Annotated in this window: 18 protein-coding genes; 10 read left to right on the forward strand and 8 right to left on the reverse strand. The window is 65.1% G+C overall.

Features of this window, described 5'->3' with window-relative positions; genetic code table 11:
* Positions 1–26 precede the first annotated feature (26 nt).
* The 6 genes from ppk2 (at position 27) to ASC89_RS23870 (ending at position 7,535) form a co-directional block, all read left to right on the forward strand.
* The gene (gene ppk2 / locus ASC89_RS23845; RefSeq protein WP_056002641.1) at positions 27–884 is read left to right on the forward strand and encodes a polyphosphate kinase 2; all 858 of its coding nucleotides are present in this window, start codon (positions 27–29) and stop codon (positions 882–884) included.
* Between the two features lie 125 nt (positions 885–1,009).
* Complete coding sequence (locus tag ASC89_RS23850) at positions 1,010–1,846, forward strand: N-formylglutamate amidohydrolase (RefSeq protein ID WP_055887837.1); 837 nt, start codon at positions 1,010–1,012, stop codon at positions 1,844–1,846.
* Positions 1,846–3,369, forward strand: coding sequence for an amino acid permease (locus tag ASC89_RS23855; protein WP_056002644.1), 1,524 nt, complete (start codon positions 1,846–1,848; stop codon positions 3,367–3,369). Before ASC89_RS23850 ends, ASC89_RS23855 begins: the two co-directional genes overlap by 1 nt.
* Positions 3,370–3,444: 75 nt before the next feature.
* Positions 3,445–4,812, forward strand: a complete 1,368-nt coding sequence (locus ASC89_RS23860; protein ID WP_056002647.1) for a glutamine synthetase family protein — start codon at positions 3,445–3,447, stop codon at positions 4,810–4,812.
* 29 nt (positions 4,813–4,841) lie between these two features.
* Complete coding sequence (locus ASC89_RS23865; protein WP_056002655.1) at positions 4,842–6,224, forward strand: aldehyde dehydrogenase family protein; 1,383 nt, start codon at positions 4,842–4,844, stop codon at positions 6,222–6,224.
* Positions 6,225–6,377: 153 nt separating this feature from the next.
* The gene (locus ASC89_RS23870; RefSeq protein ID WP_056002658.1) at positions 6,378–7,535 is read left to right on the forward strand and encodes an iron-containing alcohol dehydrogenase; all 1,158 of its coding nucleotides are present in this window, start codon (positions 6,378–6,380) and stop codon (positions 7,533–7,535) included.
* Between the two features lie 177 nt (positions 7,536–7,712).
* On the opposite strand, the gene ASC89_RS23875 is transcribed toward ASC89_RS23870, so the two are convergent.
* A complete protein-coding gene (locus tag ASC89_RS23875) occupies positions 7,713–9,128 on the reverse strand; it encodes a mannitol dehydrogenase family protein (RefSeq protein WP_244488538.1) in 1,416 nt (471 codons plus the stop codon).
* A 254-nt stretch (positions 9,129–9,382) separates the two neighbouring features.
* Between ASC89_RS23875 and ASC89_RS23880 the strand changes: the two genes are divergently transcribed.
* Positions 9,383–10,300: a sugar kinase gene (locus ASC89_RS23880; protein WP_082533561.1), complete on the forward strand. Its 918-nt coding sequence runs from the start codon at positions 9,383–9,385 to the stop codon at positions 10,298–10,300.
* 34 nt (positions 10,301–10,334) lie between these two features.
* Here the strand turns inward: ASC89_RS23880 and ASC89_RS23885 are convergent, their stop codons facing one another.
* Both ASC89_RS23885 and gcvA read right to left on the reverse strand, forming a co-directional pair.
* Complete coding sequence (locus tag ASC89_RS23885) at positions 10,335–10,667, reverse strand: hypothetical protein (protein WP_055887854.1); 333 nt, start codon at positions 10,665–10,667, stop codon at positions 10,335–10,337.
* 118 nt (positions 10,668–10,785) lie between these two features.
* A complete protein-coding gene (gene gcvA, locus ASC89_RS23890; RefSeq protein ID WP_056002665.1) occupies positions 10,786–11,697 on the reverse strand; it encodes a transcriptional regulator GcvA in 912 nt (303 codons plus the stop codon).
* Positions 11,698–11,838: 141 nt separating this feature from the next.
* Between gcvA and ASC89_RS23895 the strand changes: the two genes are divergently transcribed.
* Genes ASC89_RS23895 through ASC89_RS23905 form a run of 3 tightly spaced genes read left to right on the forward strand, consistent with a single transcriptional unit; the run spans position 11,839 to position 13,353 of the window.
* The gene (locus ASC89_RS23895) at positions 11,839–12,087 is read left to right on the forward strand and encodes a hypothetical protein (RefSeq protein ID WP_056002668.1); all 249 of its coding nucleotides are present in this window, start codon (positions 11,839–11,841) and stop codon (positions 12,085–12,087) included.
* 28 nt (positions 12,088–12,115) lie between these two features.
* On the forward strand, positions 12,116–12,571 hold the full coding sequence (locus ASC89_RS23900; RefSeq protein ID WP_056002671.1) for a VOC family protein: 456 nt from the start codon (positions 12,116–12,118) through the stop codon (positions 12,569–12,571).
* A gap of 50 nt (positions 12,572–12,621) precedes the next feature.
* Positions 12,622–13,353: an SDR family oxidoreductase gene (locus tag ASC89_RS23905; RefSeq protein ID WP_056002674.1), complete on the forward strand. Its 732-nt coding sequence runs from the start codon at positions 12,622–12,624 to the stop codon at positions 13,351–13,353.
* On the opposite strand, the gene ASC89_RS23910 is transcribed toward ASC89_RS23905, so the two are convergent.
* The 5 genes from ASC89_RS23910 to ASC89_RS23930 form a co-directional block, all read right to left on the reverse strand.
* Positions 13,346–14,542 carry a TCR/Tet family MFS transporter gene (locus tag ASC89_RS23910; RefSeq protein WP_056002677.1) on the reverse strand — a complete coding sequence of 399 codons (1,197 nt, stop codon included), beginning with the start codon at positions 14,540–14,542 and terminating at the stop codon, positions 13,346–13,348. The genes ASC89_RS23905 and ASC89_RS23910 overlap by 8 nt on opposite strands.
* Before the next feature lie 325 nt (positions 14,543–14,867).
* Positions 14,868–16,025: an NAD(P)-dependent oxidoreductase gene (locus ASC89_RS23915; RefSeq protein ID WP_056002680.1), complete on the reverse strand. Its 1,158-nt coding sequence runs from the start codon at positions 16,023–16,025 to the stop codon at positions 14,868–14,870.
* Positions 16,026–16,041: 16 nt separating this feature from the next.
* Positions 16,042–16,422, reverse strand: coding sequence for a DUF2200 domain-containing protein (locus ASC89_RS23920; RefSeq protein WP_056002683.1), 381 nt, complete (start codon positions 16,420–16,422; stop codon positions 16,042–16,044).
* 11 nt (positions 16,423–16,433) lie between these two features.
* On the reverse strand, positions 16,434–17,057 hold the full coding sequence (locus ASC89_RS23925; RefSeq protein WP_056002686.1) for a LysE family translocator: 624 nt from the start codon (positions 17,055–17,057) through the stop codon (positions 16,434–16,436).
* Between the two features lie 133 nt (positions 17,058–17,190).
* A complete protein-coding gene (locus tag ASC89_RS23930; protein ID WP_055887879.1) occupies positions 17,191–17,550 on the reverse strand; it encodes a hypothetical protein in 360 nt (119 codons plus the stop codon).
* Positions 17,551–17,639 lie beyond the last annotated feature (89 nt).

Genomic DNA, 17,639 nt, shown 5'->3' on the forward strand with positions numbered 1-17,639 from the left:
GTCATGACAGGCCACGGAGTTCGTTCATGTCCGACGCATTGGAGGGCTTCGACCTCGAAGACCCGGTGCTGCCCCGCTCGATCAAAAAGAAGGCGCTCGAAAGCGGGGGCTTTCCCTATGACGAGAAGCTGGATTCGGACGTCTACGAGGCCGAGATGCTGCAGGTGCAGCGGCAGCTGGCGCTGCTGCAGCACGATCAGCAGAAGACCGGCAAGCGGATCGTCATCGTGTTCGAGGGGCGCGACGCGGCCGGCAAGGGTGGCTCGATCGCCAGCTATCTCGAGAACCTCAACCCCCGCTTCAACATGTCGGTCGCCCTGCCCAAGCCATCGGATCGCGAACGCACGCAATGGTACTTCCAGCGCTATGTCGACTGGATGCCGGCGGCGGGCGAGCAGGTGCTGTTCGACCGCTCCTGGTACAACCGGGCGGGCGTCGAGCCGGTGATGGGGTTCTGCACACCGGAGGAGACCACGCGCTTCCTCGGGGCGGTGCCGGATTTCGAGAAGATGCTGGTGGAGGACGGCATCCACCTGTTCAAATTCTGGCTGACCATCGGCCGTGAGATGCAGCTGAAGCGCTTTCACGACCGGCGGCATGATCCGCTGAAGGTGTGGAAACTGTCGCCGATCGACCTCGAGGCGCTGAAGCGCTTCGACGATTACACCAAAGCGCGCAACCGCATGCTGGAGGCGAGCCACACCGAGCATGCGCCGTGGCGGATCGTGTTCAACAACGACAAGAAGCGCGGGCGGCTGGGGATCATCCGTTCCGTGCTGCAGGCGCTCAGTTATGAGGGCAAGGACGACAAGCTGATCGGCGCGGTGGACGGCAAGATTGTCGTCGCGCCGCAGGCCTTCATGAAGTCCCACAGCGAGATGTAGCGGGTGGATTGACCAGACGGTCAAAAACCCGTCAACTGCTCGTTAACGAACCGTACGGAAGCCTCGTACGGCGCGAACAGCAGGGGCGAAGGCTTTGGGGGCCGGCACGTCCCACAGGGGTCAGTATGGTGGGCCACGAGGCCGGCGCGAACCACGAGGCGAGCGTCATTCCGCCAGTGCTGGTGTTCAACACCGAGGGGCGATCGCCTTTCGTGCTGGCCTGCGACCATGCCTCGAACCGCTTCCCCGACCACTATGGTGACCTTGGCCTGACGCCGCACCAGCGGCTGATGCATGTCGCCTGGGACCCGGGCGCGATGGCGGTGGCGCTCGGGCTCAGCGAGTTGCTCGACGCGCCATTGGTGGCCTCGACGGTCAGCCGGCTGGTGATCGACTGCAACCGCGACCATGACGCGCCGGACCTGATCCCGGTGGTGTCGGAGCGAACCGACATCCCCGGCAACAAGGGGATCGGCGACAACGAGCGGGCGGAGCGGATCGGGGCGTACCACGCGCCGTTTCATAGGGCGCTGCAGGATGTGCTCGACCGACGCAAGGCCGCGGGGATCGAGACGGTGCTGGTGACGGTGCATTCGTTCACCCCGGTCTACAAGGATGTGCCGCGGCCATGGCCGATCGGGCTGATCCACGGACGGGACGATCGGTTCACCGCGGCGCTGCGCGAGGCGCTGGCGGCCGACGAGGCGAGCCTCGATATCGGCTGGAACCAGCCCTACTCGGCGCTCAACGGCGTCACCTACACCCTTGAGCATCACGGCGACGGGCGAGGACTCGAATCGTCGATGATCGAGATCCGGCACAACGAAATTCTCGAACCAGAAGGGGTGAGCCTGTGGGCCGCCCGGCTGGCCCGCTGCCTCACTGCCGCGCTTGGGTCGCGCGGCGGGGCAGCGGCTACATCGCCGACCGACCAGAACACGTCAGTTCACAGGAGGGTTTGATGGCTGACATTCCGTCTAGTGCCACGGGCACGCAGGCGGGTGGTGTGAAATACGCCAGCCGCGACAAGACCTATTTCGAAAAGCGCGGCCTGCAGCGCTATGCCGGCATCTGGTCACTCTGGGCGCTGGGCGTCGGCGCGGTGATCTCGGGCCACTTTTCGGGCTGGAATTTCGGCTTCGCCACCGGCGGCTGGGGCGGCATGCTGGTGGCCGGCATCATCATTGCCATCATGTATCTGGGCCTGACCTTCTCGATCGCCGAGATGAGCCCGGCGCTGCCCCATACCGGCGCCGCCTACTCGTTCGCTCGCAGTTCGATGGGGCCCTGGGGTGGGTTCGTCACCGGGCTGTTCGAGAACGTCGAGTACGTGCTGACGCCGGCGGTGATCTGCACGTTCATCTCGGCGTATTTCGGCTCGATCACCGGGCTCGATACATCGCTCTACCCGGTCTTATGGATCGTGTTCTACGCCATCTTCCTCGCGCTCAACATTTTCGGGGTGGCGCTGAGCTACAAGGTGACGCTGGCGGTGACGCTGATCTCCTTGGCGGGGCTGGCGTTCTTCTACATCAGCGCCTTCGGACATATCGACTTCTCACGCTGGGCGCTGAACATCGCGCCTGATGGCTCCGAGCTGCCGGAAGGCGGTGGCGATTGGTTCCCCAAGGGCTTTGGCGGCGTGCTCGCCACCCTGCCCTTCGCGGTCTGGCTGTTCCTCGCCATCGAGCAGGTGCCGCTGGCAGCCGAGGAATCGGTCGATCCGAAGCGCGATATGCCGCGTGGCATCATGCTGGGCTTTGCGACGCTGGCGCTCTCGGCCTTCCTCGTGGTGCTGCTCAACCCCTCGATCGCAGGGGTCGGTTCGTTCGCGCTGGGCTCGTCGCTGGAGCCGGCGCTCGACGGTATCCGCGCCATGTTCCCGGATGTGGGCTGGGCCGCTTCGGCCTTCGGCGTCGTGGCGCTGATCGGCCTCGTCGCCTCGTTCCACACCATCCTCTACGCCCAGGGCCGGCAGGTCTATTCGCTGAGCCGCGCCGGCTACTTCCCGTCGGCGCTGTCGGAGACGCATGCCAAGTACAAGACCCCGCATTTCGCCATGATCGCGGGCGCGGCGCTGGGTCTCGGCGTGATGCTGGTGATCTGGTACGCCAATGGCGGCGGCGGCGGTGGCGAAACGCAGCTGGGTGACGACATCATCGGTTCGGTGCTGCTCAACATGGCGGTGTTCGGTGCGATGCTGAGCTATATCGCGCAGGCGCTGAGCTTCATCATCCTCAGGCGCAAGCTGCCCAACATCGAGCGGCCGTTCAAAAGCCCGGTGGGCGTTCCCGGTGCGGTGGTGACCATCATCATCGCCGCCGTGACGCTGGGCTACCAGATCCAGGATCCGAACTTCTTCAAGGGCGTGATCTGGGTGATCGTCTGGTGCGCCGTCGGCATCGTCTATTTCGCGCTGGTCGGCCGACACAAGCTCATCCTCTCGCCCGAGGAAGAGTTCGCGCTCGAACACGCCAAGAAATAGCGACCAAGGGGGCCGCGGCCCGGCGCTGCGGCCCCCTTACCAACAACAAGACCAGCGTTCTGAGGGAGTTCTGCCATGGCGCAAGCCGCCTATACGCTCGATCAACTGAAGGCCGACGTGAAAGCCGGCACCATCGACACCGTGCTGGTGGCGTTTCCCGACATGCAGGGCCGGCTGATCGGCAAGCGCTTCCAGGCCGAGTTCTTCCTCGACGGGGCGATCGACGAGACGCATGGCTGCGACTACCTGCTCGCCAACGATATCGACATGGAGCCGGTGCCCGGCTACGAGGCGGCCAACTGGGCCAAGGGCTATGGCGATTTCGTCATGAAGCCCGACCTCGGGACACTGATGAAGGCGGCCTGGCTGGATGGCACGGCGATCATCCTCGCCGACCTCGTCGACCACCACCATCACGAGCCGATCCCGCATAGCCCGCGCGCCATCCTCAAGGCGCAGCTGAAGCGGCTGGAAAAGCTCGGCCTGACGGCAAATTTCGCCTCGGAGCTGGAGTTCTACCTGTTCGACGAGAGCTTCCGCTCGGCCTGGGACAAGGGTTATCGGAACCTCACCACCGCCGGTTACTACATCCAGGATTACCACATCTTCCAGACCACCAAGGAAGAAGGGGTGCTGCGCGACATGCGGCGGCAGTTGCAGGCATCGGGCATTCCGGTGGAGAACTCGAAGGGCGAATGGGGCCCCGGCCAGGAAGAGCTAAACGTGCGCTATGCGGATGCGCTGACCATGGCGGACCGGCATGTGGTGATGAAGAACGCGATGAAGGAAATCGCGCATAACCACGGCAAAGCCATCACCTTCATGGCCAAGTGGGATTTCGGCCTCGCCGGCTCATCGAGCCACATCCACATGAGCCTCGCCAAAGCCGGCAAGAACGCCTTCATCGACAGCAAGGACAAGCTCGGCATGTCCGACCTGATGAAGCATTTCATGCAGGGGCTGCTGACCTATGCCGGCGACATCACCTATTTCCTCGCGCCATTCATAAACTCCTACAAGCGCTTCCAGGCCGGAACCTTCGCGCCGACCAAGGCGATCTGGTCGTCGGACAACCGCACGGCGGGGTTTCGCCTCTGCGGCGAAAACACCAAGGGGGTGCGCGTCGAGTGCCGGATCGGCGGGGCGGACCTCAACCCCTATCTCGCCTACGCGGCGCTGATCGCGGCCGGGCTGAAAGGGGTCGAGGACAAGCTGCCGCTGGAGCCGGCCTTCACCGGCGACGCCTATGTCGGCGAGAAGCTGCGGGAAGTGCACAAGACGCTGCGCGACGCGATCGCCGCGATGCAGAACTCGAGCATGCTGCGCGAGGCGTTCGGCGAGCCGGTGATCGGGCATTACGTGCATACCGGCAACTGGGAGCAGTTCGAATACGACCGGCGAGTCACCGATTGGGAGTTGAAGCGCGGGTTCGAGCGCAGCTAGAACTCCGGGCACAACGACATAGGTGACAGATGACCGACAGGGTCCAGATCGTCTCGCCCATCGATGGGCGCGTGTATGCCGAGCGCAAGGTCGCAACGGGCGCTGAGATCGACGCAGCGGTGGCCAAGACCCGGCGGGCCCGCGAGGTGTGGGCCGAGGTGACGGTCAAGGAGCGGGTGAAGTTCCTCGAGCACTTCCTCGATGCGCTGCTCGCCAGAAACGACGAGATCGTACCGGAGCTGGCCTGGCAGATGGGCCGGCCGGTGCGCTATGGCGGGGAGAAGCGCGGCGTCGAAGAACGCTCGCGCCATATGATCGGCATTGCCGAGGAGAGCCTCAAACCCTCGATGCGGCCGGACAAGCCCGGCTTCACGCGCTGGATCGCGCGCGAGCCGCTGGGCACGGTGATGGTGATCGCACCGTGGAACTACCCCTATCTGACGGCGATCAACACGATCGTGCCGGCGCTGATGGCGGGCAACGCGGTGCTCCTGAAGCATGCGTCGCAGACGCTGCTGGTGGGCGAGCGCTTCGCCGAGGCGTTCCAGGCGGCCGGAATGCCGGACGGGCTGTTCCAGAACCTGGTGCTGAACCACGGCGATACCGAAAAGCTGATCGGCTCGGGCAAGATCGACCACATCAATTTCACCGGCTCGGTGGAAGGCGGGCGGCGGATCGAGCGCGCTGCAGCGGGGACCTTTGCAACGCTGGGGCTGGAGCTCGGCGGCAAGGACCCGGCCTATGTGCGCGAAGATGCGAACCTGACGCACGCGGTGGAGAACCTGGTCGACGGCTCGTTCTTCAATTCCGGGCAGAGCTGCTGCGGGGTGGAGCGCATCTACGTGCACGCCTCGGTCTATGACCGCTTCGTCAAGGATTTTGTCGAGAACGCCCGGAGCTGGACGCTGGGTAACCCGCTCGACGCCGACACCATGGTCGGGCCGATGGCGACGCCTCGCTTTGCCGACCTGGTGCGCGGGCAGACGCTGGAAGCGCTGCGGAAGGGCGCCAAGGCGCATCTCAATACGAAGCACGACCTCGACGAGGAGAGCTCGCCTTACTTGGCGCCGGAAGTGCTGACCAACGTCAACCACCAGATGGCGGTGATGCGCGAGGAGAGTTTTGGGCCGGTGGTCGGCATCATGAAAGTGCGCGACGACGCCGAGGCGATCGAGCTGATGAATGACAGCCCGTATGGGTTGACCGCCTCGATCTGGACCGAAGATCTCGAGGCGGCGGCCAAGCTCGGTGCGAAAGTCGAGACCGGCACGGTGTTCGCCAACCGCTGCGACTATCTCGATCCGGCGCTGGTGTGGACCGGGGTCAAGGAAACCGGCAAAGGCGGCGCGCTGAGCGAGATCGGCTATGCCAACCTGACGCAGCCCAAGAGCTATCATTTGAAGAAGGTGTGAGGCATCGCCTCATCGTTGGGCCACGGTTGGTGCCACCCCCACCGGGTCATTCCCGCGAAAGCGGGAAACCCCGTTGGGGGGTGAGACGTAAACAGAGATCCCCGCTTTCGCGGGAATGACCCGGTGGAGAACTGGGCTATCGGGAGAGCGGGAATGACGACCAAGGCCAACTGGAATTACCCCACCGCCGTGAAGTTCGGCGCCGGCCGCATTGCGGAACTACCGGAGGCGTTGAAGGCGGCGGGGATTGCGCGGCCGCTGCTGGTGACCGATGCCGGGCTAGCGAGTTTGCCGGTGACACAGAACACGCTGAAGCTGCTGCGCGATGCCGGCTTCGAGGTCGGCGTGTTCGCCGATGTGAAGCCCAACCCGATCTCGGCCAACGTCAATGCCGGCATCGAGGTGCTGCGCAAAGGCGGGCATGACGGGGTGATCGCCTTCGGCGGCGGTTCCGGGCTCGACACCGGCAAGGTGATCGCCTTCATGGCCGGACAGACCCGGCCGATGTGGGATTTCGAGGATATCGGCGACTGGTGGACCCGCGCCGACCCCAAGGGGATTTTCCCGATCGTCGCGGTGCCGACCACCGCCGGGACCGGCTCGGAGGTCGGCCGCGCCGGGGTGATCACCGACGAGACGACGCACACCAAGAAGGTGATCTTCCACCCGCTGATGATGCCCAGGGTGGTGATCGCCGATCCCGAACTGACGGTCGGCATGCCGACTTTCATTACCGTGGGTACCGGGTTCGATGCGCTGGCGCATTGCCTCGAGGCCTATTGCGCCAAGGGCTATCACCCGCTGGCTGACGGCATCGCCGTGGAAGGGGTGCGGCTGGCACTCGAGAACCTGCCCAAGGTGGTGGAGAACCCCAACGATATCGAAGCGCGTGGTCACCTGATGAGTGCGGCAGCGATGGGGGCGGCGGCGTTCCAGAAGGGGCTGGGCGCCATCCATTCGCTGAGCCACCCGGTGGGCTCGCTCTACGACACGCATCACGGCATGACCAATGCGGTGTTCATGCCCTATGTGCTGGTGGCCAACCGCGATGCGATCGAAGCCAAGATCGCCCGGCTCGCTGCCTATTGCGGGCTCTCGCCCAACTTCGACGCGTTCCTCCGCGCCATCAACGGGTTGCGCGCCCGGCTCAACGTTCCCAACACGTTGAAGGACTTCAAGGTGAGCGGCGAGAAGCGCGAGCTGATCGGCGACATGGCGATCGTCGATCCGACGGCGGGCGGCAACCCGGTGGAACTGACCAAGAAGCTGGCACTGGAGATTTTTGACCGGGCGATGGAGGGGCGGCTTTAGTCGCTCCTCGCTGACGCTCGGATCGCGCATCGCAAGCGATGCGATACCCCTCATCCGGCGCTGCGCGCCACCTTCTCCCTCAAGGGGAGAAGGTCGCAGCGGCGCGATCTAGCCCTTCTGCCCTCTCCCCTTGAGGGAGAGGGTGGCTCGGCGAAGCCGAGACGGGTGAGGGGCAGGTCAGCCTAGCCTCTGCACCGCTTCCTTCGCGCCGTTCTCCAGCAGCGATTTCAGGTGGTTGGTGACTGTATCGCGGAACACCGCAACCTGCGGCAGGTCAGTGCCGAAGACTTCCGTCACGGCGAGGAGGCCGTTCGCCAGTTTCTCGGGATCGCGCCCTGCCTCGTCGGCAATCTGACGTAGCCGCGTGGCCATGGGGTCTTTGACATCGATGGGCTGGCCGGCTTCGTCGATGCCGGTGACGTACCGCATCCAGGCAGCGACACCCAACGCCAGGCGCGGGAATGGCTGCGTCGCCTTGAGCCGATCGCGAATGGTGCCGAGCAGGCGCTGCGGCAGTTTCTGTGTGCCGTCCATGGCGATCTGCCAGGTGCGGTGCTTGAGCGCGGGGTTGGCGAAGCGCGCCAGCAGCTGGTCGCGATAGGCCTCGAGCGTCGTACGCGACATCGGCAGGGTCGGCATTGCTTCTTCGGTCATCAGCCCATGGACCAGCCGGTGAATTGCAGCATCGGAGATGACTTCGTTGACGTATTGATAGCCCGAGAGATAGCCGAGATAGGCCATGGTCGAATGGCTGCCATTGAGCATCCTCAGCTTCATCAGCTCGAACGGCTCGACATCTTCGACCAGTTCGGCGCCGACGGTTTCGAAAGGCGGCCGGCCGGCGGGAAAATCGTCCTCGATCACCCACTGGGTGAAGGGCTCGGTCATGATCGGCCAGGCGTCGTCGAGACCGGTGATCTCGGCGACGACGCTGCGGTCGGCGTCGGTGGTGGCTGGCACGATCCGATCGATCATGGTCGAGGGAAAGCTCACGTTCTGAACGTAGTCCGCAAGACTCGCCCCGGCTCCGCGCAGCTCGGCGAAGCGGCGCACGATGCGGCCGGCGGTTTTGCCGTTCGACGGGAGGTTGTCGCAGCTCATCACCGTGAAGGGGGCCAGCCCGCGCTGCCGGCGGCGTTCGAGTGCGGCGACGATAATGCCGGGCGCGCTGATCGGCGTCTCCGGATGCGCCAGGTCGTGGACGATATCGGGATGCTTTTCGTCGAGCTCGCCGGTCGAGGGATCGTGGCAATAGCCCTTTTCGGTGACGGTCAGCGAGACGATGCGGATCGCCGGATCGGCCATGGTTTCAATCAGTTGGGCGCGCTGGGTGTTGGCATCGAGCACATCGAGGATGGAGCCGATAATGCGTGGTTTGGTGCCCGAGGCATCGCGGATGGCGAGGGTATAGAGGAAATCCTGCGGCTCGAGCGCGTCACGGGTATCGGGCCGCCGCAGCGAGGCGCCGATAATGCCCCAGCTGGGGTTTTTGGCCAGCAGGCTGTCGACATAGGCAGCCATGTGGGCCCTATGGAAAGCGCCGATCCCGAGGTGAACGATGCCTGGGGTGACCGTCGATCGGTCGTAATCCATGACGTCAACGCCACGTGTACGAAGGGTGTCTGATTGGATTTCGGACATGGACAGGCCTGGCATTTGTCGGTGTTCCCTCTGATAGACGGCGTGCCTCTCCACCACCCCTGGGGCGGCCCCTCCCCCGCCGCGCGGGAGAGGATCATGAAACGCACGTGCATCAATAACGGAGCATCTCGGGGACTGCCATACCAGGCGGTTGCGTGGGCAAAATATCCCCGGCATAAGCATTGGGCAGTTGAGGGGAAGACGGCGTGACCAAACGGTTTGTGAGTATCGGCGAAGCCATGATCGAAATGTCTGGCGGCGAAGGTGGGATGTACCGCCTCGGCTATGCCGGCGATACGCTGAACACCGCATGGTACGCACGGGCTCTGCTGCCGGAAGGCTGGGATGTCGATTATGTGACGGCGCTCGGCGACGACATGTATTCGGGCGAGATGCGGGCGTTCATCAAGAAGGCCGGGATCGGCACCGAGCGGATCCAGACCATCGCCAACCGCCGGCCCGGCCTCTACATGATCCACCAGGAAAAGGGCGACCGGCACTTCACCTACTGGCGCGGGCAATCGGCGGCGAAACTCCTTGCCGACGATGTCGAGGCGCTGGAGGCGGCGGTGGTAGGCGCCGACACGGTGTATTTCTCAGGCATCTCGATGGCGATCCTGGCGCCGCGAGCCCGCGGCAAGCTGATGCGCACCATCGTCAAGGCGCGCGATGCCGGCGCGACCGTGGTGTTCGACACCAATCTGAGGCCGGCGCTGTGGACCAGCCCCAAGATCATGGCCTCGACGCTGACGGCAGCCGCAGCGATTGCCGATATCGTGCTGCCGACCCACACCGACGAAGCGCCACTGTTCGGCGATGCCTCGCCCGAGGCGACGGCGGAGCGCTACCTGAAGCTCGGAGCGCAGGAAGTGGTGGCCAAGGACGGCTCGAAACCGGCTTTCGTCGCCACGGCAGACGGCGTGCGCCAGTACGTGCCGGCGCCTGAGGCCGACAAGGTCGTCGATGCAACCGGCGCCGGAGACTCGTTCAACGGCGGCTACCTCAGCGGCCGAGCCCGCGGCCTGTCGCCGGTGGAGGCCGCCGAACGGGCGCACCGGGTGGCCGGCGTGGTGATCGGCCACAAGGGCGCGCTGGTTGATCCGGCGCTGGTGCGGGGGGTTTAGGGCCGCGGCACCTACTGCCGCGCTCCGGCGTTACCTATTCCTGCGATTCTTTGCCGATGAGTTCCTGTTCGCAGGCATCGTAGTAGAGGTGCCAGACGACGACGTGGCCGTCGCGCTTCGGCTTCAGAGCCACGAACATGTAGACGTAGCCCTTCGAGTACTCAGGGTAGTGCTGCACTTCCGTGTATTTCTTGCGCTTCAGGATTTTGGCAACCCGTTCAGGGCCGAGGCACTCGTTGAGGTGCTCGCCGCCGAGGTCGAAGCCTCCCTTGGCGCCGGCGGCGATGGCCGCAGGCGCAGCCAGGGCGCTGACGACGATTGCCGCCGCGAGGCAGGATTTAAGGATCGAGACACTGGGTGAGGACATCGCTTGCTCCGCAACTGGCGGGCAGTGATTTGCCCGCCGATTGAGGGGACGCTAGGTCGCCCGAAATGAACGCCGACCGACAGTAACGGTCACCGCATATTCATCAGTCGTATTATGATTATCCCAACTTGCCGCTTGACTGATTGTCGAGGGCACTCTCGGCCAGCAGCCAGTCGCGGAAGGCCCTGACCCGACGCTCGCGGAGAGCGCTCTGCAGGTAGACGACATAGTATTTTGAGCTCGCCTTGAGCTCGAGGCCGAACGGCCGGACCAGGCGCCCCGCGGCGAGATCGGCAGAGACCAGGGTGCTGCGGCCGAGCAATACGCCCTCGCCATGCACCGCGGCCTCGGTGGCATAGGTAGCGGAATCGAAGCGCACGCCGCTGTTGGGGTTGATGTCGGTGACGCCGGCGCGCTCCAGCCAGGTCTTCCAGTCGATCGGGAAGCCGTCATGGATCAGCGTGTGATGCCTCAGGTCAGCCGGTTCGCGGAGCGGGTGTTCGCCGCCCAGCAGTTCGGGGCTGCAGACCGGGAACACGTCCACCTCGGAAAGCAACTCCGACACCGCGCCCTCGTAATCGCCGGCGCCGTAGCGGATGGCGATATCGACGCCGTCGCGGACGAAATCGGCGAGCAGGCCCGAGGTCGAGATCCGCACATCGATATCGCGGTGGGCGCGATGGAAGCGGTAGAGCCGCGGCACCAGCCAGCGGCCGGCAAAACCATCTGAGGTGCTGACATTGAGCACCCCGGCCGGGCGCGGCGCCGCCACCGCCATGGTGGCGGTGCTGATCTGGTCGAGCGCCGCGGCGACCTCGGCGGCATAGGCGGCGCCCTCGGGCGTGAGACTCACCGAACGGGTGCCGCGTTCGAACAATTGCACGCCAAGCCGGTCCTCGATGTTGCGGACGGCGCGGCTGATAGCGCCGTGCGTGAGGTTGAGCTCGGCGGCCGCGTTGGTGAAGCTCAGGTGTCGCGCCGCCGCGTCGAAAGCGGGCAGCGCGGAGAGCGGTGGGAGTTTGCGAGGCATGCGCCACCTGTGAGTTTTCATCACAGATCGTGCAGCAATTCTCGTTTGTTGTCTATGCGGTGATCGCCCAGATTGTGGCCATGGAAACAGCGGTTTCCGGCCGATCTCAAACGATCCGGCAGCAAACGAAAGGAACATCCTGTGAGCAACTATCACACTTATGCCGATGACTGCCGCGCTCCGGCTCCCTCCGTCCAGCAGGTTGCCGGCGACGCCATATCGCTGGTGCGGAGCGCGATCCACGCCGTGGTGTCGGCCTTGCGCCATGCCAGGGCGCGCCGCGCCACCGAGGATCGGGTCACGGGCTTTCCGGCGCATCTGCTGGCCGACCTCGGCTACGAGCGCGACTGGGATGGCTCGATCCACCCGGTCCGCAACGAAGACGCCTGATCCGTTAAGCGACGAAAGGAGAAGAGCAATGGCAAAGGTATTTCCCCATCTCTGGTTCAAGAACCAGGCCGACGAGGCGATGGCGTTCTACACCTCGATCTTCAGGGATTCCCAAGTTCTCGGGCGCAGCGTCATGCCCGACCCGGAACTGTCGGTGGTGCGCTTCGCGCTCGCCGGCCAACCGGTGGTGGCGCTCAACGCCAACTCGCCGGCGCACTACAACGAATCCTTCTCGTTCCTCATCGAGACCGAAGACCAGGAGGAGACCGATTACTACTGGAATGCACTGATCGCCGATGGCGGCAAGGAACAGCCCTGCGGCTGGCTCACCGACAAGTTCGGCGTCTACTGGCAGGTGTCGCCCACCCGGCTATCGCAGCTGCTGGCGGACCCGGACCGCGAGAAGGCCGGGCGCGTGCTGCGGGCCATGTACCAGATGAAGAAGATCGTCATCGCCGACCTCGAGCGCGCCTATCGCGGCTGAGCCCGCGTCGCGCTCCTCCCCTTCCAACATCATCACAACGGAGAAATCCCATGGCACAGCTTATGGGCAGGAAAGTCGTCGTCGTCGGAGGCAGCTCCGGCATTGGCCTTGGTGTCGCTGCGGCGGCGCTGGAACGCGGCGCCGAACTGGTGCTGGTCGGCCGCTCGCAGGACAAGCTGCTGCAAGCGCAGCGGAGCCTCGGCGGCAATGGCCGGGTGAAGACGGTAACCGCCGACATGACGCGGGAAGCCGAGATTGCCGCAGCCTTTGCCGGCATCGGCGCCTTCGACCACCTGGTGTCGACCGCCGGCACGCCGCCGCCGGGTGACCCGATCGGCGAGACCGACGCCGAAATGGTGCGGCGGTTTGTCGACGACAAGCTGATCGGCGCCGTGCTGGTCGCCAAGCACGCCGTGCGGACGCTCACGGCCGGTGGGTCGATGACCTTCACCTCGGGCATCAACAAGGACCGGCCGCCGGTGCCGGGCGGCGCCGTGGTCTCGGCGATCGCCGGCGCGTTCAGCTACTTCGCCCGGGCGCTGGCGCTGGAACTGGCGCCGAGCCGGGTGAACATCGTCTCGCCCGGCTGGGTCGATACGCCGATGTTCGACGAACTCGTCGGCGAAGCCAAGGCGGGCTATTTCGCGGAAATGGCAGCCCGCCTTCCAATCGGCCGGATCGCCGCACCGCGCGATGTGGCGCCCGCCTATCTCTACGCCATGGAAAGCGAGTTCATGACCGGCGAGACGATCCACATCGATGGCGGGCAACGGCTTATCTGAGGTCGGAAGGAGCGGCTGGTCCCCCAAGCCGGAGGCTCAGGACGAGGGGGACCAGCAGCCCATAGAGCGCGACGACGGAAAGCCAGATGGCGCCGGGCCAGTGGTCGCGGAAGACGAAATAGAGGCTCGAGAACAGCAGTGGCGCGGCGATCGAAGCAAGGCTGACGGCCGAGGCGAGGACGCCCTGGAACTGGCCCTGCTGACTCTCATCGACCTGCCGCGTGGCGAGCGATTGCAGCGCCGGGGCGCCGATGCCGCCGAGCGCGAAGACCGGCATGATGGCGAAGATCAGCCAGCTCTGGGTGGCAAAGGCCATGACGACGAGTGCGATCGATGCGCCGGCGATGCCGGTGAGGATAGCGCCGCGCTCGCCGAGCAGCTTTGCCGCGGGACCGGGAAGGAAGGCCTGCGCCAGCGTCTGGCAAACGCCGAAGGCGCCGAGCGACAGGCCGATCCACAGGCCATTCCACTGGAAGGTGTCGCTGCCCCAAAGCGCCCAGCAGGTGCCGTAGACCTCGCCGGTGGCGGCGAAAGCGAAGAAGATGAAGATCATCGGCCGCAGGCCTTTGACCGAGAGGGCCCAGCGCAGCGAGCGGAGCGGATTGAGCGCGGCCAGATCGAGCTTTTCGCGGCTCGGAGTGCGTGACTCGGGCAACACGAGGAAAGCCAGCAGCAGGTTTCCGGCGTTCAGCACGGCCGCGGCGATGAAGGGCAGCCGCAACCAGTAATCCCCCAGCGCACCGCCGAGCACCGGCCCAATGATGAAGCCGATGCCGAACATGGCATTGAGGAGGCCAAAGCGGCGGGCCCGCGTCGCCTCGGGCGAGATATCGGTGACATAGGCGGTGGCGACCGAGACATTGGCGCTGGTGAGGCCGGCAATGGCCCGGCCGAGCAGCAGCAGCCAGAGGTTCGGCGCGAAGGCAAGGAAGAGGTAGTTGACCGCTGCGCCACCGAGCGAGATCAGCAGCACCGGACGGCGGCCGAGCCGATCGCTGAGGGCGCCGAGGATCGGCGCGAAGACGAACTGCATGACGGCGTAGAGCGCGGTCATGATGCCGATATAGGCGGCGACATTCTCGGCGCCGGTCACCTCGGCGAGCAGCGAGGGAAGGATGGGAAAGATGAGGCCGATGCCGACGGCATCGAGAACAATGGCGGTGTAGATGACGGTGAGTGATCTCTGCATGGCAAGCTTGCTCCACGCGAAGCAGGCGGACGCCACAGAGGCGACGACAGCTTCGCGATCATGCCCGACACGGCGGGCGACTGGGGTTCTGGGAGACGCTGACCAGGCCATGCGCAAGGCATGAGCTGGCGTGTGCTTGACCACCTGGACGACTATTCGTCCACCTGTTTACTCCGCCACTGAGCGGATCAAGGGAGGCGGTCGCTTTTCGCGACGTCTGGGAGATACGCCCGACGCGGCGGAGGGGCAAGTGGCGAATTCCGGAAGGGGCCGATGCGACGGTGGCATGGCTGGGCCCTGACCTCAGCGGATGGACGTAAGGGCGCTAGGCGCTGGCGCGGACCGCAAGCGCCGCGGTCGCGACCTCGCGTTCCAGCTCCGGCGGATAGGCGTGGAGGCCGGGCGGAATGCCGGCGGCGCCGGCGGTGAGCAGCCAGAGCAGGCCACGGATCATCACGCCGGAGAAGGGATCGAAACTCGCCGAACCCGCCAGGTTGCCGGTGAAGGCGATGTTGATCAGGCTGCCGCGGTTGAGCAGGAACAGCGAGCGTCCGCCGATGGTATAGCGTTCGATATGAGCCTTCATGGTCCGGCGCTCATGCCGATCGAGCCAATCGACATCGATCTCACGATTGGAGTGGCCGACATTGAAGAGCACCGCACCATCGCGGCAAAGGCCCAGTTCAGCTTCGCCAAGCACGCCGTCGCGGCCGGTGGCGGTGACGATGACGGCTGCCCCCGCCAGCGCTTCGGCGAGTGGCAGGGTGCGGCAGCCGAAATGCACCGCTTCGAGCTGGCGGACCGGATCGCGCTCGGCGACGGTGACTACGGCGCCGAGGGCGCGGGCCCGCTCGGCGACGCCACGGCCGACCGGCCCGAAGCCGACGACCAGCACCCGGCAACCGAACAGTGACAGGCCGGTGATGCTGCCGAAGGCCGGCCAGGTTTCTTCGCCGACATGGAAGCGGTTATGGATGGCGTCCTTGAGGACAATGCCGTTCCAGTCGAACACCGGAAAGGCGAGGTGCAGCGGGCGGATCCGATGGAGGCCCGTCGTGGTCGCCTCGAGTGCACCGGCGATCGGCGTGCCCGCAAGGGTGGCGGCCTCGATGAGTTCGCCGCCCATGTCGCAGATGGCATCGAGCGGGCCGGTCGCAAAGCGGCGAAGCGTTTCGTCATAGAGCGCGCGCGGCTCGCGCCGACCATCGAACACCTCAACGCCATGCCGAGTAAGGTACTCCACCACGCGGGGGTCGGTACTATCGGGGTTGCACCCGCCAACGCGGACCGACACGCCAGCCTCGACGAACGGCATCAGGGTCAGGATGGTATCGGGGAGCAGGTGCATCCAGCCGGCGAGCCGCTTGCCGGAAAGGTCGGTGCGGCGCACCGCGGCGCCGAAATGCGTGCTGATCGGGTGGGTGAAGCGGAGCCATTCGAGGGCCGTTTCGATCTCGGCAATCGCATTTGGGTCCGCAGCCATGATGTCACCTCCGTGGTCAGCCGGGCGTTGGGGTCCTCAGGATTTTCGCCATGGCCTTGCCTTTGGCGAGTTCGTCGATGAGTTTGTCCAGGTAGCGGATCTCGCGCATCATCGGTTCTTCGATGTTCTCGACGCGGACGCCGCAGACGACGCCGGTGATCAGCGACCGCGCCGGGTTGAGCGCCGGCGCGGAGGTGAAGAAGGCTTCGAGGGTGGCGCCCTTCGTCAGCTGATCGTCGAGCGTCTGCTGGGAGTGGCCGGTCAGCCAGCGAAGGATCTCATCGACCTCGGCCTTGCTGCGCCCCTTGTTCTCCGCCTTGGCGATGTAGAGCGGATAGACCTTGGCGATGTTGTACGAATAAACGCGGTCCTTGACTTTCTCCGTCGTCTCCTGCATGTCGGCTCTCCTTATCTGGCCTCGATGATCAGGCGGATGCCGAGGATGCCGATGAAGGCGGCGGCGGCGCGATCGACCCAGAGCTTGGCGCTCAGATAGATGGCGCGGGGTTTTGTCGCCGAGAAGGCGATGGCGACGATGCTGTACCAAAGGGTTTCCTGCAGGAAGATCAGCGGCGGCAGGGCCCAGTAGAGCCAAGGCTCGGGATTGGCCGGCAGGAGCGCGGCGAACACCGCGCCGAACACCGCAACGATCTTGGGATTGGAAAGCTGGGTGAGGAGGCCGAAGGTGAAGGCCTTCTGCGGATTGGCGGCGGGAGCGGCGCCGGCCTCGACCGTGATGGGGTCGGCGGCGTGGCTCCAGATCTTCCAGGCGAGATAGACGAGGTAAAGCCCGCCAGCGACCTTCAGGGCGGTGAACAGCAGCCCACCATCCTGCATCAGGGTGCGCAGCCCGAGCACGGCGAGCGCCCCGTACACCATGGCCCCTACTCCCATGCCGAGCGCTGCGGCGAGCCCTTCGGCGCGCGATTGGGCGACGGCGGTCCGGACCACGAAGACGAAGCTCGGGCCTGGGCTGATGGCGCCGAGCAAGAGGGCGCCGAGAATGGCAAAAAGCGGCAGAAAATGGTCCATGGGAGCCTCCGGAACAGCGGGAGGCTAGCGCATCAGCGGCCGGTGCTGGAAGCGATATCGCAGCGCCGGCGATCGACGGAGGCAGCTCTCACCCGAACCCCGACGTCCGGGTGAGAGCTCGCGTGCAGAGCCGTTACAGCATCTTTTCTTCCTTCACCGGGGTGCGGCTGACGATCTCGCGGTCGCAGGCGTCGTAGGTGATGTAGTAGGGGACGAAGACGTGCTCGGAGTTCTTCTTCTTGGCAGAGAACAGGTAGATGCCCTCCTCGGCTTCCTTCTCGAGCTTCTCGATCATCTTGTAGTTGCGCTTCTTGAGATAGCGGATCGCCTGCTTGACGCTCTGGCAATCGTAGTCGTCGTAGTCGTCGTGGTTCTCAAAGATCGGTTTCTCCTGCAGGCCGCCGGCGAGGACCGGCGGAGCCGAGACGGCGACGAGCGACAGGGCGAGGGCAGCGAAAGTCGGCCGGGCGAAACGATTGAGACGTGCGAACATTTGGTCCACTCCATGAAAGCAGGCTCGGTTGCCTGCGGGTGAGAGAGGACTAAGGGGGTTCGGCTGAACCGATGCAGAGCCGGAAGTTC

Origin of the sequence: Devosia sp. Root413D1 (assembly GCF_001425235.1) — a bacterium.
In the GTDB taxonomy this organism is placed as follows: Bacteria; Pseudomonadota; Alphaproteobacteria; order Rhizobiales; family Devosiaceae; genus Devosia_A.

Bases quoted from the DNA above. Each gene is read 5' to 3' on its own strand.
- ASC89_RS23860 (WP_056002647.1), top strand. From the start codon at position 3,445: ATGGCGCAAGCCGCCTATACGCTCGATCAACTGAAGGCCGACGTGAAA.
- ppk2 (WP_056002641.1), top strand. From the start codon at position 27: ATGTCCGACGCATTGGAGGGCTTCGACCTCGAAGACCCGGTGCTGCCC.
- ASC89_RS23850 (WP_055887837.1), top strand. From the start codon at position 1,010: ATGGTGGGCCACGAGGCCGGCGCGAACCACGAGGCGAGCGTCATTCCG.
- ASC89_RS23920 (WP_056002683.1), bottom strand. From the start codon at position 16,422: ATGCAGGAGACGACGGAGAAAGTCAAGGACCGCGTTTATTCGTACAAC.
- ASC89_RS23910 (WP_056002677.1), bottom strand. From the start codon at position 14,542: ATGCAGAGATCACTCACCGTCATCTACACCGCCATTGTTCTCGATGCC.
- ASC89_RS23865 (WP_056002655.1), top strand. From the start codon at position 4,842: ATGACCGACAGGGTCCAGATCGTCTCGCCCATCGATGGGCGCGTGTAT.
- ASC89_RS23915 (WP_056002680.1), bottom strand. From the start codon at position 16,025: ATGGCTGCGGACCCAAATGCGATTGCCGAGATCGAAACGGCCCTCGAA.
- ASC89_RS23855 (WP_056002644.1), top strand. From the start codon at position 1,846: ATGGCTGACATTCCGTCTAGTGCCACGGGCACGCAGGCGGGTGGTGTG.
- ASC89_RS23875 (WP_244488538.1), bottom strand. From the start codon at position 9,128: ATGGATTACGACCGATCGACGGTCACCCCAGGCATCGTTCACCTCGGG.
- ASC89_RS23900 (WP_056002671.1), top strand. From the start codon at position 12,116: ATGGCAAAGGTATTTCCCCATCTCTGGTTCAAGAACCAGGCCGACGAG.
- gcvA (WP_056002665.1), bottom strand. From the start codon at position 11,697: ATGCCTCGCAAACTCCCACCGCTCTCCGCGCTGCCCGCTTTCGACGCG.
- ASC89_RS23930 (WP_055887879.1), bottom strand. From the start codon at position 17,550: ATGTTCGCACGTCTCAATCGTTTCGCCCGGCCGACTTTCGCTGCCCTC.
- ASC89_RS23870 (WP_056002658.1), top strand. From the start codon at position 6,378: ATGACGACCAAGGCCAACTGGAATTACCCCACCGCCGTGAAGTTCGGC.
- ASC89_RS23885 (WP_055887854.1), bottom strand. From the start codon at position 10,667: ATGTCCTCACCCAGTGTCTCGATCCTTAAATCCTGCCTCGCGGCGGCA.
- ASC89_RS23905 (WP_056002674.1), top strand. From the start codon at position 12,622: ATGGCACAGCTTATGGGCAGGAAAGTCGTCGTCGTCGGAGGCAGCTCC.
- ASC89_RS23925 (WP_056002686.1), bottom strand. From the start codon at position 17,057: ATGGACCATTTTCTGCCGCTTTTTGCCATTCTCGGCGCCCTCTTGCTC.